Below are 15,339 nucleotides of genomic sequence, written 5' to 3'. Positions count from 1 at the left end.
TCCGAGCACATGCATACTCGCGCTGGCCGGAGCCACGCAGCCGTCGATGCCGATGGCTGCCGGGAAAGGCGGGCTATGACTGAACAAGGACGCCGGCCTTTGCGCCGCCATCGCGCGGTGGACCTCAACACCGCAACGCGCCCGCATCGAAAGCGCTGGCAAACTCGACCAGCAGGCCATGACCGGGTGGTCTTGACGATGCGGCCACGATGAGAAGCTATTGCGGGAATGCGCGATGGGCGAACCCCTTAGAGAACCCCCGCGCCCCGTCTCAATTGAAGGTGTGCAATCTAAGCTTCAGCGAGTTATCCGCCTGGCGCTCGAACACGTGCGTGGCGATGCCAGAGAAGTCGGCTGGCTTGCCATCCTTGTCCTTGCCTTTGGCGCTCCAATTTGCCGTGCCGTACACGACCTTGTCGTCGCCCCCGGCGTCGATCACTTCAAGTTTGTGGTTCGTTACTCCGTTCGCGTGTAGCCCAGCGAAAAACTTCTCGATCGCCGCGGGGCCCGAAGCCACCTCGTGGGTTGGCGGGAGCAGTTTCGCGTTCGGCAGGTATGCGGCGGCTATGCCCTTCGCGTCGCCCTTGTTAAAGGCCGCATCCCATGCGGCGTAGGCCGCCGTGACATCGCTCTTGGCGTCAGCTCCAAAGGACCCGACCGGAGCAACTGTGAGCAGAAAAACAGCGAAGGCCGATGCGTGAAACAAGCGCATGAAATCCTCCTATGAAAATTTATTTGAATTGCCACCTCAGGCGCGTGAACGCTATCGCCACGATGTTGCACCGTAAAGGCCAGCTTGCCCCGGAAGAATACCGTCAGCAACTCTGCCAAAGCTGCCGGGTGGGACCACGTCAGCAATATGTGCATCGAGTGGTTTTTTCATTGGCGTTCTCGACGAGAATGCTGCGGGACCATCATACGCAGGGAACACCGGCTCTGCGGCAAGTTAAACTCAGGGATGATCTAGATTTGCGGCGCGTGTCGCGTAATGCAATAGGTGCAACCTAGGGCTATCGCTCCTCATCAGTATGCACCCACTTGTATCGCGTGATCTCCCCTGTCTCGGTCAGTTTGATCATGTGCACCAGCGACGGCCGCGAGATAACGTCGATGCGATGGTGTATGCCGCCGCCGAAAGATCCGTGGACCGCCGGTCACTAACATCAGGAACGTCTCGCCCCCCTAGCGAGCTGCGTGCAGCCGGAACCATCACCAAAAAGAGTATCTTGAGGCCCGCTACGGGTGGGAATAGGTTTCCTGCATTGGCGAAGTGAAGAAGAAATGGCCCGATAACCCGTCAGAATAGGCGGTGGTTTACATGCGCCATACGATTCAGACCGCACCGAACGTCGTCATCCTCGAGCCGTCACACGCGCGGCGGGGATTTACAATTTCCTTGATCGCCCAAACCCTCGTCGCGGCGGCGCTCATCGGCGTGTATTTCAACGCCGAAGTCGTCGCCTATGTGGCGCGATACGCCAGTCAGCAGGAGATATCTAAGCTCATCACGTTCGTCCCGCCGGTCATGGCACAAGAGACGCCATCGCCGAAAGACGAGGAGGCGGCGCAGCTCAAGCAGGCGGTCGATAGCGCGACAGCGGAACTGCGACAGTCTCTGCAGCAGGAGCACGATCGGGCGGAGGCGCTCGAAACCGAACTTGTGAAGGCGTGGCGGTATGTCGGGAAGCTGTTGTCGATGCGCGACGGCGAGGCGGACCAGTTCAGCCGGGCGGTCGACAGCGCGACGGCGATACTGCGGCAGTCTCTGCAGCAGGAGCACGACAGGGCCGAAGCGCTGGCAACCGAACTGGCGAAGGTGCGACTGGTCGTGGAACAAACACCTGCCGCTGTGGAAGAGAGACCCGGTGTTTCCTTGCCCGCCTGGGCAAACAGCTATGCCTTCGTAAAGCCCGCCCAGATCGCAGTGCTACCGGACGTGGCCACGGAGAACAGCAAATCGGCAATTAAACCGGTCGAACCAACTCGCGTTAAGTACAAACCGCGCGGGGGTTACGGCTGCCAGCGCTTTCGGACCTACGATCCGACATCCGGAACCTACAGGGGCTATGACGGACGACAGCATTCCTGCCCATAAGTTCGGGCGGTGTTTTGGAGACAAGCCTAGCTGACCTGCCGCTATGGGCAATAAAATGCACCCGCCCTCACCTCGGCTGCTGCGGCTTCCTTATGACTTCGCCGAATGCGGTCGTCGAACCGATCAAGGCGATGCTGGTGATCCTGTTGACCGATGAAGAGCGCGACCTCTGGATGCGCGCGCCGTGGGATGAGGCCAAGGCGCTGCAAAGGCCATTGCCGGATGATGCGCTGAAGATTGTCATGCGAGGAGCGTACAAGGAAGATCGGGCTGCAGCATAACGGCATCCTCCAAGGGCAAACCAATCTACCGTAAAAATACGGAAGCCATGCAGTCGCCCTTGGAAAACTCGCATTGGATAAGGTTGAGCAGTTAGCTTAACGCGCAACATGCGTTGCTCTATCGAGAAGTTGAGCTATCGATAGAACCGCCGGGCAATTGCCCTCGTCCGGTCCCCAAGCAAAGCCGTCAGCGAACATACTCCGCTCGGCGGCTTTGTCTCTTATAAGGGCGCTTCACCGATGGCTGGCAAGTCATGGTCTGTTGCAGATGATCGTCGCGTTATCGAACTTGCCAAAGCGTCGAAGTCTTTAGAGGAAGCCGCTGGTACCATGAAGCGCACCCCTGAGCGCATTCGCAAAGTTGCAATGCGGTTGGGCGTCTCATTCAAATCCGAAAGAAAGACAAAACGCTGAGACGCTTGGAAACTGCGTGCATATTAACGCCGGTCAATCCGGATGATTTGAGAATTTTGATTGAAATGGGACTGGTCGAAATGCGAGACGACGCGCATGTTGTCTCCAGCGAAGGTCATCGAGTACTGGATCATTGATTGATTTGGAGGTTGCCATGTCCACAACGCGGGTGGTCGCCGAGCACCGTGCCTTAATGGCGCTTGATGTCATGTATTCGTTGCTGGATGGCTATCACAGCGCCGACAACAACGAATGGACTGAATTGCTGTAGTCCCAATACCGCGAAGGCAAGGGATTCGACATTAACGCCTACGTCATGCCGCTCGCGCAGCGCGCCGACGCGTTCGATTTCCTTGGGCCGGAATCCCCGAAGAAAATGCAGGTAGCGGCAACAGCTATCTGCCGGTGGACATGATCCTCGACTACCTGATGCAGGGCAAGAGCAGCAATGCCGACATCAACCTGCCGGGAGACCTGTTGCCCATTGAGACGGCCGCGCAGTTAGTCGCCCAGTATTTTCTGCTGGATCGTTACGCCATAGTTTGTGGCTTTGAGTTGGAAAAACGATTCGATGAGGGCACGCCGGAAGGTGAAGTCTGCCAGTTGTCCTGCGTGCCTGTGAACGATTTTCTCGACATACTGGTATGGGACGGCTTCAGTCAAAATCACCCGCCGATCAGGTGGCCTTGATTATTGGAAGCGAACGTAAGTTGGCGCGAAGACTGCGCCCGGTCTTGCAATGAAGGAAATGAAAAGTGACCGACTGGCAGACCCGAGACCTTAAGATGTGCATGATGCGTACACCGGCCTTCGTCGCCAAGCGCCGGCCGCAATTCCGCGGCGATTGAACGGAGCAAGGCGGATGGCAATTTACTCCCGCTGCAACCACAGGCTCGGATTTCCAAGCAGGCCTTTATAATCCCCATTTCGCGGACGGCCGCTTTGCACCGCCATTTGCGATCATTCGCAGATCACAGGTTATGGAAGAGGTCGGCCAGTGGCCGAAGCCTATTTGCCGCCTTGCCCGACCCAGTGTTTCCAGCAGACGGTCCAAGAATGCTGCTTGGCCTTTCAGCATCTTAAGTCGCGCCTCGGCAATGCCAAACCAGGACGCGCGATCGATCTCAGGAAATGATTGCAGTCGCCCAGACCGCGGAGGCCATTCCATCTCGACGTGTTGCTCTGAAGATCGGCTGGATCCCAGTCCTCTTCAATGGCCCACACGTGGACGACCTTGCCGCCCGGGTGCTTGGCACTGCCAAGCGGAATGGCTTCGCCGCCCGGACGGTAGCCGGTCTCTTCGGCGAACTCACGCTATGCGGCCGAAAGCGGGGATTCGCTAGGCCCAATCAGACCTTTCGGAATAGTCCAGGCACCCTCATCCCTACGACTCCAAAACGAGCCACTCCCTACGACTCCAAAACGAGCCATCCGGGTGGCCCAATAGAACTTGGACGCCCCCGGCCCTTCGGAATAGTAAGAGACGTGCGCTTTGTATTTTCGACGAGACGCGGTCAGACATGCCCCTGAGGGCTAGCACATTGTCGCGCTCAATTGTTGAGTTACAGCCAAAGTGCGGTGTTGGCTAATGAAGCCGTCAACTCGCGAGTAGGAAACGGGGAGAACCGAATAGGTCGGCTATTTTAAGTTAGCCAGCTTCTCTCTGTTCTCAATTGCCCGGTCGACGCTCGCGAACATTCTCAATACACATCTTCGGGCGGCCTCGTGGTACTCGCCCTCGCTGCATACAACGCCCTTGGCGATCTCAATCCTAGTTTCTTTAGTTCTGAAAATCTTTGGCAGCCGGACGAAAACTGCATCAACTGCAGCCTGCATTTCGTTCGCTTTCTCACTATCGAGCAACACGCGCCATCTCCTTGCCTGCATGGCCTACTTACAAACTAAGAGGGGGCTTTTGAAACCGTTACCAACTACCAATACATCAGTGCCCCTGAACCCTCGATGAACGCCCCTCGTTCGTAACCACAAAAAGCCGATCGTTCTGTCGGGTCCACGACAGAGGCCGCTAATGCGCTTGTTCCATTCGAACGCGACGCCCTCGGGATCGTTCTCCTCGAACCATTTCTTCGCGTATCACCACGAATACTTTGATATGGTTGACGCGGCGATCGGTCAGCATCTCCTTTTAACCAGCCGCTGCCTAGGCGCCGATGTAAGATCGACGTTGATCAATGAAGGCTTGGTTGTTCGCTTCGTGTGCGGCACAACAAGCTATCCGGCGCTTCCGCGTCCATGGTGTTGGACGCCGCGCGAGCGGACTCGTTCAAGGCTGGAGGTTCCTCAACGAGTCCGCAACCGCCGCCGCTTGATACCGCGCAGAAGCAGAAGATCCTTACGAATTCCCGCAGCAGAGTCTGTAACGAACCGAACAAAACACCTGCGGAACCGGCGCGATGTTGTAATCGGGATACATATTTTTTCCGAGCTTCGATTTAACGGCCCAACGCAAGCTCGGCCAACGCAAGCTCGGCCTCTTCCCTGCCCTGGCCGGAGCCGCACACGGTCCGTTTTCAAGGCCTTGCTTTCCCCCTTCGCCAGCTTGCCTTTCGAATGTTGCTTCTCATCGACCATCTCCCTGGTAGAGTCCGAACGTGAGCGGGCCACCAACACGATAGCCGAGGCCAGCAATCCGGCAGTGCCCGGCGTGCACCTTCACGCCAGGCTCCCGGCTATACTCAGCCGCCATCACACGCTTGATGTTCTTGACGATGCTCGACAGCAAGCGTCCATCGTTGTCGAACTGTTCAGCGCAATAGGCAACCTTGATGCCGTTTCGCTTGCAGATAAACTCGTAATGCGCACTCTCGTCGACGTCCTGGAAGCGTCCCCACCGACTGACATCGTAGAGCAGGATGTGATCGAAGTCTGCGTTTCCTGAATAAACATCCTCGATCAATTCGATCAGGCCCGCCCGCCCGTTGATCCTCACTCCGCTGCATCCTTCGTCGACATAAGTCCGAACGATAGTGAGATTGCGTTGCTGAGCGTATGCCGCGATAGCGGCCGCCTGGTTCTGTATCGAATATCGCTGAAGTTCGATCGACATTCGAACATATGCGCCGCGCGAAGAGCCATCTGGGCCTTCGCCAGCTGCGTATTGCGGCGAATGACGAGAAGAATGGCCGCGGCCAATCGGCCTGCGGCCCACCCGAAATATCGATTGCCTTGAAATGCGCCTGCCCGGTGTGGCGACACTACAGCCCGGTGAAAGCGGGATTGGGACTCCGTGAAACTGGAACCGGAGTTCGCACCGACCACTGTGTGTGTGCGCTGTGCGGGCCGCCCCCTCAGGACCATGCCATTGTCGTCGATGGGAAGCCTCGGCAGCGCATGTGATGTCCCAGCCGCCTTTCCGCCTGGGGTTCCAGAAGGGCCGCGGCCCGCATTCGCCCCGCTCGGCCGCATGACGTCGACGGCGCGATCGCACGCAGAGGGACACAGTGACTCAGGTCCCGATCCGCGCCCAGGCGCCCACCAGCACCGGCGATAGCCAGCATGCATCGGCCGCGACGGTAGCATCCCTGAGGCGGTCCGCGAGTGTGTCGATATCGACTTCGGCCGCCGTCGCGATCCCGAACCGCTCAAACGCGGGCAGCAGCGATCGGGCCACGCCCGCGAGCACCGTGTAGCCGGCTGAATCAGGGCCGGCGACCGGGCGGGCCGCCGCGTAGGTCTCGGGCCGCGGCAACCCGGCCGCTCAGAACGTGGCATCCAGTTTGAGCCCCATGTCCACTTGCGCACCGGCCCGCTTGAATGCCGCGATCACCCATTCCCCGACGCGACCCCGTCAGCGGCACAGGTGGCACGGACAATCGTATCGAGTTCATCACGATTTCCTGAAATGCCACCAACCCGCCAGGGTTGAGATGGCGGACGAGCGAGCGGAGCGTCGACGCCGGATCGGGGAAGTACATCAGCACAAGACGGCCAACGATCGCGTCGAAGCGCTGGTCCGTCTCAAACGCGCCCGCATCCGCAACGGAAAAGCGGCACCAGCCGACGCCCTCCGCAGCAGCCCGCGCAGAGGCCTGCTTCACCGCCTCTTCGGAACGGTCAATGCCGAGCACGCTTCCCGATGGCCCGACCAGCCTGGCCGCGAGAAACGCGACATCACCCGTACCGGAGCCGATGTCGAGGACGTGCATGCCGGCGCTGATGCCGGCTCGTCGGAAGACCTCTTCGGTCAATTCGCCCCAGAAAGCCGACTGCGTCGCCAATCGGCGGAGCTCCATGTCTGAGTGGCCGAGGACGTATTGCCGGGTCGTTATATCACCCATGATGACCTCCGTCTGGAATCTCGCCAGCCTCGATCTTCAGAGCCTCACCCTGGCAGAGCGTATAATCACCCTGGCAGAGCGTATAAAGAGGTGTCGTTCGGCGTCGCGGCCACCCTTCGTGCGCCCGACCGAGATGTGGCTCATCGAATGTTCCTTCCTGCTGACCTGTACCCTGCCAAAAACGTCGGATGTGTCCAAACTGAGCGCCGCAAGGTTCAATGTCACCGCGATTTTCTGCCAGGGCTGATCCGAAAAACCCCGCTCTTCCGAGCAGCATTCCGATTCAGGGCGTTCAGCCAGCCCGTTCTCCTCCATTGCAGGTCGGTCCGCTTGCTACCTGACGCACCGACCCTATTTTTTGAGCACACCGAATTCCACGGGCACCGTCCGAAGCGGATCATCGAGACCGGCGCCTGGGAGCTACTTGCCTGCAGGGAGATGGTAGGTGGTGAAGGAACGAAAGACCGAAAAGGAACTGCGCCAGATGATGTTGGCCGCCGCTCGCGAGCACGAAGAGTGCAGCGAGCTGGAAGATCTTTTCATATTCGGCCCCACGCCACGCCGAGACGCCAATTGGGGCTTTGGGATCGCGGGCAAGGAGAACAAGGTTTCCGTGGCCTGCTACGCGCGCCTCGACCGACTCGCCAGCGAACTTCAACAAAAATATCAACTGCATCCCGTCAAGGCTGATCGGCGCGATATCGAGGCAAGGTTTGGTCCTTGGTCCATGACCACCCGACGCTCGGGCCGTCTTTATCGCGCGAAGGGGGTGCATACCAAATCGCTACATTCAAGCGACTGGAGGGGCGGCCGAACTGGACAATGGAATGGACTACCGACGATCAGTCGGCCAGAGCGGCGTTTGATAGCATCGTCCGGTCTGTTCAAACGCAAATCGAGTTGGAATAATGCTCGCGCTTCGGTGCGTCGGCGAGGGCCGCAAGTTGCCTTGAGGCAAAATCGTAATGCGTTGTTGCGCACTACCGGAGCCGGTTAATCGGGGAAGACGCCGGCATCGGCGGCAGCTTGCCGACGTATCGGTTCATAAACGCAGGACAGGGCGCGAATGGCTGCTTGGTGATGCTGTATAGAGGTTGCACATAAAGCTACCACGACGGGCTCGCTCCTTAGCTAGCCTCTGTTACTGTGCAAGTCCCTTAGCTTGCGCATGTAGTAGCCCTCCCGCTGAAGCGCTGACCTAATCTCGTCACTGAGTTTGACAACCCTCTTCTTGCTCTTGCGCCATTTCCCCGGCGCGCCGCCCAGAACCGGCATCGGAAATCCCTTCTTCACCACGAGCAGATCACGTTTGTCGCTCAAATAAATCTCGACCATGTGCGCCCCCAAAGGCTATAAGCTTATCGCTTCGGAGCAGAAGCGCGGGTTACCAAAATGCAACACCGAGCCACTATCGGAAGATTCTCTGGCAAGAGCAGCGCGCCTGACTTGAACCGATCTCTGCAATGCATCAGCACTCAGAAGAAGTGAACCTAACCGCACTTAGTACCGACATAAGGTTGCTGGAGGATTGCAAGTTCCAGTTCTAACGCACCGCCAGAGCATTATTCGGCTCGGTGGCGGTTTCGTTTTTAAAGGGTCCTACCGGGCACCGCTGAGGCCCTTCTTAGGCTGAGGTGTCGCACTGGGGACGAGACATAGCTTCAACCAAACCACGTTCAAACTCGCTTGCGGCTTGTGCCCAACCTCTTAACCGCTTTTTTCACACCTGCTGACCTCTTGGTCTTCTTGGCCGTGTGTAGTGCACCTAATCCTGCCTTCCGGCCACCCGCGCCCTATCCTGTTCGCGCCCGCGGGTTCATCTCTTCTTTGCCTTCCATCCTGCAATACCTCCCGTCACGCGCGGCAGCGCGTCATGATGCAGCGCTCGCCGAACGTTCCTCGTCAGACCGTCGACACGCGAACGTTTGCGGGTAGACGACATTGACCCAGGCATGCTGGACTGAATGCGAGGCGGCCTGGCCTCTATGCCCCCAAAAGCCCCAAGTCAGGTCATCCTCCTTCCGTCGCCGGTCGCTCGCGCTGGGCGGCCGGCGCGGACTGGAGCGTCTATCAGACGCGAAGCGCTCGCCACCACAAGCGGAATGGGGAGTTACTACTTGGCAGGACCCAATAACCTATCGTAATGGCGTTTCACCGTCCCGTAGCACTCACACGCGCCGTCTTGGAGTGCTTCCGCGTCCAGGATCTGGATTCTCCCCCGCGCGTATTTGATTAGACCGGCCGATTGTAGGGTGTGCGCGACGACCGTGACACTTGTACGCCTGACGCCGAGCATTTCCGCTAAATATTCTTGCGTGAAAATTAGAGTGTCGCTGCCCGACAAATCCCTCGCCCGCAGCAGCCAACGGCAAAGACGCGCCTGAATATGGTGTATAGCAAAACAAGCCGCCGACTGCTGCGCCTGAGAATACACGGTCTGCTCATGGCGAATAAGCAGCGACAGCAGTTTGGGACTCTGTGATGCAGCCGACTTCAATCCCTCGATGCTGCAAACGATGATGTCGCCGGGCAACTGGACAATTCCACGGCTAAGAGAAATGCGTCCGTCAAGCGCTGCCGAAGCCCCGACGATGCCGTCCGCGCCGACCATCGCCGCCTCGACCATCTCCCCTGACTCGAGCGTCACGACCAAAGACACCACTCCACCCGCCGGAAAGTAGACGTGCTTGATCTCCTGTTCTGCCTCGAACAAGACCGAATGCTGCTTGAAAGGTGTGATCTTGAGATAGGGCTCAAGTCGTTTGAAATCGTCTGGGCTGAGTTGGCTGAGTAAAAGATTCTTCATAACGCGCTCCTGAGGACAGGCGGGAGCGCAAAGAACTCTCAGCTATCGGTGCCTTAATGGATATCCGATAATGTCTGCATGGTACGTCATTTACCTGACATAGCCGAATTTTTAATTTCGCTATGCAAGATATCAGACAGACAGCATTCGTGACTGTAACCTCCCAGCGAACCGTAGCTGATGTGCTGCATCATGAATCGAAATCGTTCAAAGCCACACTCATTTGAAGATCAGCTTGCGGAAGCAGCAGCCAAATTAAACGGCAGGCCAGCAAGTTACGGCCGGGAAACAACGCGACGAATTGTTGCGGAAGGTCCGCCAAATGGACGCGGCTGCGCACCTGAATGCGTGGCTGAAAGCTCCCGGCCTTAGATCGCTTAAGTAAAAACGGGGCGCAAGGGAGGATAACATGATCACTGATACCTTCGATTCCCGAACTATTGCTAATATGGAAGTCGCCCTTGAGCGCGCGTGTTTACTTCTTCCAACTGGCGGCGGGGCACACCGGGCGCGTCGGATCATCGCCGGCAAAATAATTGAATGTGCGGCTCGTGGTGAGACCACCCTGAGCAGGCTTACTGAGGCCGGATACGCCGCCGCGATGCAATTGAATGCTTCCGGCCAATCCGTCAGGAAAAAGAGGTCTCCAGCTAAACGTTTTCTTACTCCACTAAATAAATTGGCGACACAATCCACGTAGTAGAGGGCGACCAAGGCTCGTCCGCTAGTCAAAAGCGGCGGCAGCGCCCGCTTACGCTGGCCTGAGATAGCCGCTTATCCGCATCCACCTGCGGATCCTGCTAAGCTCGCAGAGCAATCTATTTCCTCAAACCGCCGGGCTCTCAATTGCGTGGATCGTCCCGGCCCGGCCACGAAACACTGCTGCAATGCACACGAAACCGTTTTTGGAGGCGGCGAAGACGTCCCGCAACGAAGGCCTGATATCAAGGCCTCGATCAACAACGGGGTGCGATCATGTGGAAGCCAATCAGCTTGTTTTACCGCGAGTATTGCAGGGCAAGGGTGGCTGAGATCCGCAGATACGATTTCGCGAAGACCGCCTGAGGCGTTACCAGCGCGCTCGCTACGATAACATGTTACGCGTGACGAATTTTACCTCCAATTCATTTCTCGCGGCCGTCGCCGGTCTTTTTCCTGCTCTGCTCTGGCTTGCTTGCCTTGGCGTTCAGCTGAAGGCCTGCCTTGTCGCCATCTGAAAGTCTTTTGCGGATGACCGAGGCTGACTTAAGCAAATTGTGGAACCTCGTTCCCGTTGGAGAAGCCAATGCAGCGCGGGCAAGCACAATTTGGAAACGTCTCGACATGTACGCGCGCTCTACGGTCCAACATCAGCTGAGTTGGATGGCGGACGCAGGTCACATCTGCCGACTGTCGCGCTGTATGCCGATGGGCGGTGACGTGCGGCTGTACTATCGAATGCAGGACGAATGACGCGAGCGGCGGCGTCACAGGACCGCAAGGTCATGAACGCTGAAACGACGGCCAGCCACATCACCGCGGTTATGAAAATGGCGACAACCCAACCAGGGCCTCGGCGCCGGTACGTCATGCAAATGGCCAATCAAAAAGAGGCCAAGCCTGACTCGGATTTCGCGTTTGTCAACCGAGCGACCTGACCGCCAGCGCCGCGGCGCGTCGGTTTGCTGCCCATGCCGAAACGACTATGTCGGGTATGTTGCAGACCCGACAACCAAACCAGATTAACTGTTTTGGCGGGAAAGGGGGCTTTCACCGGAGTCGCTCCCAGCCCCCTGGGGGTTGGATATGCGTATGTTTCCGGAAGCGATAGAACGTCCCTCTTGCAAGAGGTGCGAAACTCGAACCACGCTCGTACGCATCGAACCAGAGGGCGCAGGGCTGGAAAGCCGGATATTTACGTGCCCGAACTGTGAGAACATCCACACCGAGCACGTTGTTGCTGACCCTATGGAAGCGTGCAAGGGCTGGCTCTCAAGCGAACTCAAGCCACCGGTCTAAGCCGTGTCACGCGGAAAGATTGCCAGGGGAAGTTCATTGGAGATGCACCCCCTCGCCCTCACCGCCACCGGATTCGCCCTGCTACTCGCGTCGTGTGCCGCTGCACTGGCGCTGCACTAAAAGCAAAATGGCCGCAGATTGCTCTGCGGCCCACCGACTAAATAACTCTGCCGTGTTGAAATCGCCACCCTCGGTGCTGTGGATACCGTACCTGAGCTCTGTTTCAGTTCGTTTCGTCCCTACCCCCGTATGACTACGGGAAGGAGTGGCCCAGGGGCGCATAAAAGCGGGATGGACGAGACCCCCGGGTGCTATTGATTTCCTATGTCACCTGCACGGGCTTGGGAGGGTGAGAAATGGCTATCTATCTACATCTACAAACCCACACGATGGGGCCGAAAGAGGTTAGCCGCATCATAGAAGCTTACGAGCGCGCGTTACGGGTCCTCTGCGTCAAGGATCGAGACGATCCCTTGACGGAAATGGTCGCGAAGAAAATCATCAAGGTCGCGCAGACCGGTATCAAAGACCCCGCACAGATTTCGGCCCAGGCGATCAAAGAACTGGAAAATCGGTAAAAGGCCACCTCAGTTGGCGGCCTGTCAATTAGCTCGTACGGGCGGCCTTCGTTGAAGCCTCTGGCCCTGTTTCACGCACCGCGATTTAAGGGATTTGTTACGGGTTGCTGTTAGCCTCGCCATTGCAGATAGGTCGCGACGAGCGGCAGCGAATTCCGAAATGCTTTAATCCGACCAGCCCGGTTGGCGGTCTCTCAACAGGAGGCCATGTTGCTGAGGGGCTTCGCGATTGCAGCCTTTGTGCTGCTTGTGCATCGCAGGTGGATCAGTATCTCACACATGGTCGGTATACCGACGCGGCCTTGTCGATGCTGCGACAAATCAGGCACTCGTTTGGGGTTTGAAGCGGCCGGACGCCCTTTGCAAAGGGCGTTCCCGGCACGTCGCTAGCATCGGTTCCCGATACGATGACGGCAGCCCAGCGCCGACCCGCCCCGCGCGTCGCGCATTCAGACCGAAACATTTCTTACGCAAGCGAATTTACCCTCGGGTCTCGGGGCTTCGCGAAATTGCGAGGCTACAATGCGTTCTTTATCGCCAGCCGACGTTTTTCTTGCCGTCGCCGCCCTGGGAGCCGCAGCGCTGATCGAGATCGGTGCGTTTATCCTCATAGGCCTGATCTGAGACGGATTCGTCTTCGTCGGGCAATTTCAACCTGCCGGCTATGGAACCATAAGGCCGCCTAGCTGCTAAGTTGGCAGTGCTCATCCACGTGAAGCGATCACTCTCGGTGCTTTCATTTTCGCAGGTGGCCGATCATCGCCACTATGGCTCCTAGCCTCTCGGTGATCAGGTCTTCGGGCGCATTCTCTGCCATCAACATTTGCAGATCGCTGATCTCGCCGTCGAGACCCATGACGATCATGAGGCCCTTTCCTTGAAGCTTAGGATCAGTGCCGTCACGCGCGAGCTTGCGCGTTAACAGGTCATAAGCGTCTCGCATGTCGGTGACCGAAACCGCTCGCCATTCTTGGTCGATCTGGGCTTCCCTCGCGCAGTGCTCAATTACATCAAGCATTGCGGAAGTGAATTTCATCATATCCATTTTGAAAATGATCCACTGCGTAATGATCGGCTGCCGAAACGGCAGGCGTTTTCGTCTTAAATTGATGTAAGTCTGTGTGCAGATCGGGCTTCTGGTCAACTGGAAGCCATGCACCGATCATGCGGGCGCTGGGTGATAGGATTCCTCCATGCTTAAGGACGGCACCTACGCTGCTTGGTTCAAGACCACGCTGGGCCAAGGCACCGGTATAGCCCACGTCGCGGAGGGGAAAATCTGGGGGCGTGATAGCATCATGACCTACAGCGGCACTTGCGAAGTCGACGGCGTTCGGTTCACGGCCGTCGTGACGCTCAAACGGCACACCGCAGGACATGCGGCTCTCTTTGGCGCCGACGATCTGACGCTGAAGCTTGAGGGAACGTGCCCCGGCAAGATAGCCAAATAGGTCGGCACGGCAGAACAGGTCCCGGGCGTGCTCCTTGAGGGAACGCTCATTCTCAGCGAAGAGCAGCCGCCCGCGCCAGGGGCGAGATACCACAATTCGACCCTGCGAAACTCGCGAAGCTGCCGAAACGCTCCCGCTGATTGATCAGGTTGTGGCCGACGCGTTACCGCGGATACGCGGCACCGCGCCATATGGATCATTGCGAAATTTCAGGCAATTTCGGGAACCCGCCACATTCCCAATCCGAGGGTTCGCTTCTTGGCGGCAGCCGGTGCGGTGGTAGCGAGCATCCGCTCGATCATTTTGAGGAATGCGAGCCGCTTCCTGATCTCGGCAGCTTGGCGCTCGATGCTCTCGCCCATGGATTAGGCACTCGCAGTACACTTGGACACAAGATGACCTGCATCTGAAGCGTGACCTTGCAACCGGGTCTATCCGGGAATATGCGGAAAAGACCAGGCGCGATCGCCAGCGGCCGGGATCGAGCGCGGCCGGCTTGCCGTTGTGGTTCGCGCCACGCTGACCGAGATGGCGATGCCTGTCGCGAAGAGGCACCCTTGTGCCTTAGATAAACCAGTGGCCCGATTAATGCTTGACCCGGGAGGGTGAGCGCGGGAGATTTCACTTTTCACAATCAATTTTGAGCGGTTGTTAGGAGTACAAAATGATTGACGAGAACCTTGCTCGGCTTCGAACACATCACGGCAACATTCAGCGCTATCGCCAACTGCTAGAATCCAGCCTGACGGACCTCGAACGAGACTTTATTGCCAAGCGCCTTGCGGAAGAACAGTCAGCTTCGAAACGCTCTCTGCGGCGATGCCGGCAACCCCATCCAAGAACCCACACGCAGCCTAAACAGTAAGCCTTAAAAGCGGCCCGGCGCACGACAGGTTTCCGGACGACATGCGCCGAGCCAACCACCACGGTCACCCACCGGAATGGCTTGTTTCAGCGTGTGTGTGATTCTTGGCAAAATTGGGCGCCATGCTGAAACCCGCCGGGTTGAGATCGGCGGGTTTCCGTACTCTCGCGGGGGCTTGGGCGCTTTCCGCGATTAAGCCGTGCGTAGCAATCCGTGATTAACAACTTATTAGGATTGCAGTTTCACAGGCCGTGCAGCTGGTCGCCGGTGTCATAGCCCTGTGGCACGGGACCTGCCCTGTATGAAGCGCTGGGGATTTCAGTGTCCCAGTTTAGGAATAAGCGCCGCCGGGCATGCCATTTTGATCCCGGCGGCGTGTCTCTTTGGGAACCTGCACTCTCAGGAAAACTTGGTAAATTGCCGCCGAATGGCCGTCTGCTTACTCCGACATAACAGCGGGATTGCCGGCCTATTAGCCGGAATTCTCTGGCGCCGTTTTGGCTCGCTTGAGGGTTGAATGGCCATGCACTTCAGCCGCGTTGCTCCCGCGACA

Annotated in this window: 17 protein-coding genes and 2 pseudogenes; 9 read left to right on the top strand and 10 right to left on the bottom strand. The window is 57.8% G+C overall.

Going from position 1 to position 15,339, the window contains the following annotated elements; all coding sequences use genetic code 11:
* Positions 1-271: 271 nt before the first annotated feature.
* A complete protein-coding gene (locus tag ACFXS9_RS08730) occupies positions 272-712 on the bottom strand; it encodes a YybH family protein (RefSeq protein WP_392687553.1) in 441 nt (146 codons plus the stop codon).
* Between the two features lie 684 nt (positions 713-1,396).
* On the opposite strand from ACFXS9_RS08730, the gene ACFXS9_RS08725 reads away from it, so the two are divergent.
* From ACFXS9_RS08725 to ACFXS9_RS08710, 4 genes and pseudogenes are all read left to right on the top strand, one after another.
* Positions 1,397-2,095: a BA14K family protein gene (locus ACFXS9_RS08725; RefSeq protein ID WP_392687550.1), complete on the top strand. Its 699-nt coding sequence runs from the start codon at positions 1,397-1,399 to the stop codon at positions 2,093-2,095.
* Between the two features lie 83 nt (positions 2,096-2,178).
* Positions 2,179-2,376: pseudogene (locus ACFXS9_RS08720) on the top strand (SOS response-associated peptidase); the annotation flags it as partial.
* A gap of 240 nt (positions 2,377-2,616) precedes the next feature.
* Complete coding sequence (locus tag ACFXS9_RS08715) at positions 2,617-2,790, top strand: hypothetical protein (RefSeq protein ID WP_392687547.1); 174 nt, start codon at positions 2,617-2,619, stop codon at positions 2,788-2,790.
* A gap of 405 nt (positions 2,791-3,195) precedes the next feature.
* On the top strand, positions 3,196-3,480 hold the full coding sequence (locus ACFXS9_RS08710; protein ID WP_392687544.1) for a hypothetical protein: 285 nt from the start codon (positions 3,196-3,198) through the stop codon (positions 3,478-3,480).
* 948 nt (positions 3,481-4,428) lie between these two features.
* Here the strand turns inward: ACFXS9_RS08710 and ACFXS9_RS08705 are convergent.
* From ACFXS9_RS08705 to ACFXS9_RS08690, 4 genes are all read right to left on the bottom strand, one after another.
* Positions 4,429-4,656: a hypothetical protein gene (locus ACFXS9_RS08705; protein ID WP_392687541.1), complete on the bottom strand. Its 228-nt coding sequence runs from the start codon at positions 4,654-4,656 to the stop codon at positions 4,429-4,431.
* A 715-nt stretch (positions 4,657-5,371) separates the two neighbouring features.
* Complete coding sequence (locus tag ACFXS9_RS08700; RefSeq protein ID WP_392687539.1) at positions 5,372-5,857, bottom strand: recombinase family protein; 486 nt, start codon at positions 5,855-5,857, stop codon at positions 5,372-5,374.
* 399 nt (positions 5,858-6,256) lie between these two features.
* Complete coding sequence (locus tag ACFXS9_RS08695) at positions 6,257-6,421, bottom strand: hypothetical protein (RefSeq protein ID WP_392687536.1); 165 nt, start codon at positions 6,419-6,421, stop codon at positions 6,257-6,259.
* 28 nt (positions 6,422-6,449) lie between these two features.
* The gene (locus ACFXS9_RS08690) at positions 6,450-7,088 is read right to left on the bottom strand and encodes a class I SAM-dependent methyltransferase (protein WP_392687533.1); all 639 of its coding nucleotides are present in this window, start codon (positions 7,086-7,088) and stop codon (positions 6,450-6,452) included.
* Here ACFXS9_RS08690 and ACFXS9_RS08685 point away from each other — a divergent pair.
* Positions 7,087-7,335, top strand: coding sequence for a hypothetical protein (locus ACFXS9_RS08685; RefSeq protein WP_392687530.1), 249 nt, complete (start codon positions 7,087-7,089; stop codon positions 7,333-7,335). The two genes, ACFXS9_RS08690 and ACFXS9_RS08685, sit on opposite strands and share 2 nt — an antisense overlap.
* A gap of 198 nt (positions 7,336-7,533) precedes the next feature.
* A complete protein-coding gene (locus tag ACFXS9_RS08680; RefSeq protein WP_392687527.1) occupies positions 7,534-8,085 on the top strand; it encodes a hypothetical protein in 552 nt (183 codons plus the stop codon).
* 134 nt (positions 8,086-8,219) lie between these two features.
* On the opposite strand, the gene ACFXS9_RS08675 is transcribed toward ACFXS9_RS08680, so the two are convergent.
* Positions 8,220-8,423 carry a hypothetical protein gene (locus ACFXS9_RS08675; protein ID WP_392687524.1) on the bottom strand — a complete coding sequence of 68 codons (204 nt, stop codon included), beginning with the start codon at positions 8,421-8,423 and terminating at the stop codon, positions 8,220-8,222.
* A gap of 778 nt (positions 8,424-9,201) precedes the next feature.
* Positions 9,202-9,894 (bottom strand): Crp/Fnr family transcriptional regulator, encoded by a 693-nt coding sequence (locus tag ACFXS9_RS08670; protein ID WP_392687521.1) that lies wholly within the window; start codon positions 9,892-9,894, stop codon positions 9,202-9,204.
* 409 nt (positions 9,895-10,303) lie between these two features.
* Between ACFXS9_RS08670 and ACFXS9_RS08665 the strand changes: the two genes are divergently transcribed.
* On the top strand, positions 10,304-10,594 hold the full coding sequence (locus tag ACFXS9_RS08665; RefSeq protein ID WP_392687518.1) for a hypothetical protein: 291 nt from the start codon (positions 10,304-10,306) through the stop codon (positions 10,592-10,594).
* A gap of 424 nt (positions 10,595-11,018) precedes the next feature.
* On the opposite strand, the gene ACFXS9_RS08660 is transcribed toward ACFXS9_RS08665, so the two are convergent.
* Complete coding sequence (locus ACFXS9_RS08660; protein ID WP_392687516.1) at positions 11,019-11,219, bottom strand: hypothetical protein; 201 nt, start codon at positions 11,217-11,219, stop codon at positions 11,019-11,021.
* A 1,029-nt stretch (positions 11,220-12,248) separates the two neighbouring features.
* On the opposite strand from ACFXS9_RS08660, the gene ACFXS9_RS08655 reads away from it, so the two are divergent.
* Positions 12,249-12,470 (top strand): hypothetical protein, encoded by a 222-nt coding sequence (locus tag ACFXS9_RS08655; protein WP_392687513.1) that lies wholly within the window; start codon positions 12,249-12,251, stop codon positions 12,468-12,470.
* 736 nt (positions 12,471-13,206) lie between these two features.
* Here ACFXS9_RS08655 and ACFXS9_RS08650 read toward each other — a convergent pair.
* Complete coding sequence (locus ACFXS9_RS08650) at positions 13,207-13,515, bottom strand: hypothetical protein (protein ID WP_392687510.1); 309 nt, start codon at positions 13,513-13,515, stop codon at positions 13,207-13,209.
* Positions 13,516-13,663: 148 nt separating this feature from the next.
* Here ACFXS9_RS08650 and ACFXS9_RS08645 point away from each other — a divergent pair.
* Positions 13,664-14,061 (top strand): annotated as a pseudogene (locus tag ACFXS9_RS08645) (hypothetical protein).
* Between the two features lie 69 nt (positions 14,062-14,130).
* Here the strand turns inward: ACFXS9_RS08645 and ACFXS9_RS08640 are convergent.
* Positions 14,131-14,283, bottom strand: coding sequence for a hypothetical protein (locus tag ACFXS9_RS08640; protein ID WP_392687507.1), 153 nt, complete (start codon positions 14,281-14,283; stop codon positions 14,131-14,133).
* Positions 14,284-15,339 lie beyond the last annotated feature (1,056 nt).

Source organism: Bradyrhizobium sp. RDI18, assembly GCF_043203335.1.
Lineage (GTDB): Bacteria > Pseudomonadota > Alphaproteobacteria > Rhizobiales > Xanthobacteraceae > Bradyrhizobium > Bradyrhizobium retamae.
Note: the sequence above shows the minus strand (reverse complement) of the source record. Positions and strands in the feature narration are given on the sequence as shown.

Excerpts from the sequence above, each read along its gene's own strand:
- ACFXS9_RS08685 (WP_392687530.1), top strand. The coding sequence starts at position 7,087 with ATGATGACCTCCGTCTGGAATCTCGCCAGCCTCGATCTTCAGAGCCTC.
- ACFXS9_RS08640 (WP_392687507.1), bottom strand. The coding sequence starts at position 14,283 with ATGGGCGAGAGCATCGAGCGCCAAGCTGCCGAGATCAGGAAGCGGCTC.
- ACFXS9_RS08715 (WP_392687547.1), top strand. The coding sequence starts at position 2,617 with ATGGCTGGCAAGTCATGGTCTGTTGCAGATGATCGTCGCGTTATCGAA.
- ACFXS9_RS08675 (WP_392687524.1), bottom strand. The coding sequence starts at position 8,423 with ATGGTCGAGATTTATTTGAGCGACAAACGTGATCTGCTCGTGGTGAAG.
- ACFXS9_RS08660 (WP_392687516.1), bottom strand. The coding sequence starts at position 11,219 with ATGTCGAGACGTTTCCAAATTGTGCTTGCCCGCGCTGCATTGGCTTCT.
- ACFXS9_RS08655 (WP_392687513.1), top strand. The coding sequence starts at position 12,249 with ATGGCTATCTATCTACATCTACAAACCCACACGATGGGGCCGAAAGAG.
- ACFXS9_RS08670 (WP_392687521.1), bottom strand. The coding sequence starts at position 9,894 with ATGAAGAATCTTTTACTCAGCCAACTCAGCCCAGACGATTTCAAACGA.
- ACFXS9_RS08700 (WP_392687539.1), bottom strand. The coding sequence starts at position 5,857 with ATGTCGATCGAACTTCAGCGATATTCGATACAGAACCAGGCGGCCGCT.
- ACFXS9_RS08690 (WP_392687533.1), bottom strand. The coding sequence starts at position 7,088 with ATGGGTGATATAACGACCCGGCAATACGTCCTCGGCCACTCAGACATG.
- ACFXS9_RS08650 (WP_392687510.1), bottom strand. The coding sequence starts at position 13,515 with ATGGATATGATGAAATTCACTTCCGCAATGCTTGATGTAATTGAGCAC.
- ACFXS9_RS08665 (WP_392687518.1), top strand. The coding sequence starts at position 10,304 with ATGATCACTGATACCTTCGATTCCCGAACTATTGCTAATATGGAAGTC.
- ACFXS9_RS08730 (WP_392687553.1), bottom strand. The coding sequence starts at position 712 with ATGCGCTTGTTTCACGCATCGGCCTTCGCTGTTTTTCTGCTCACAGTT.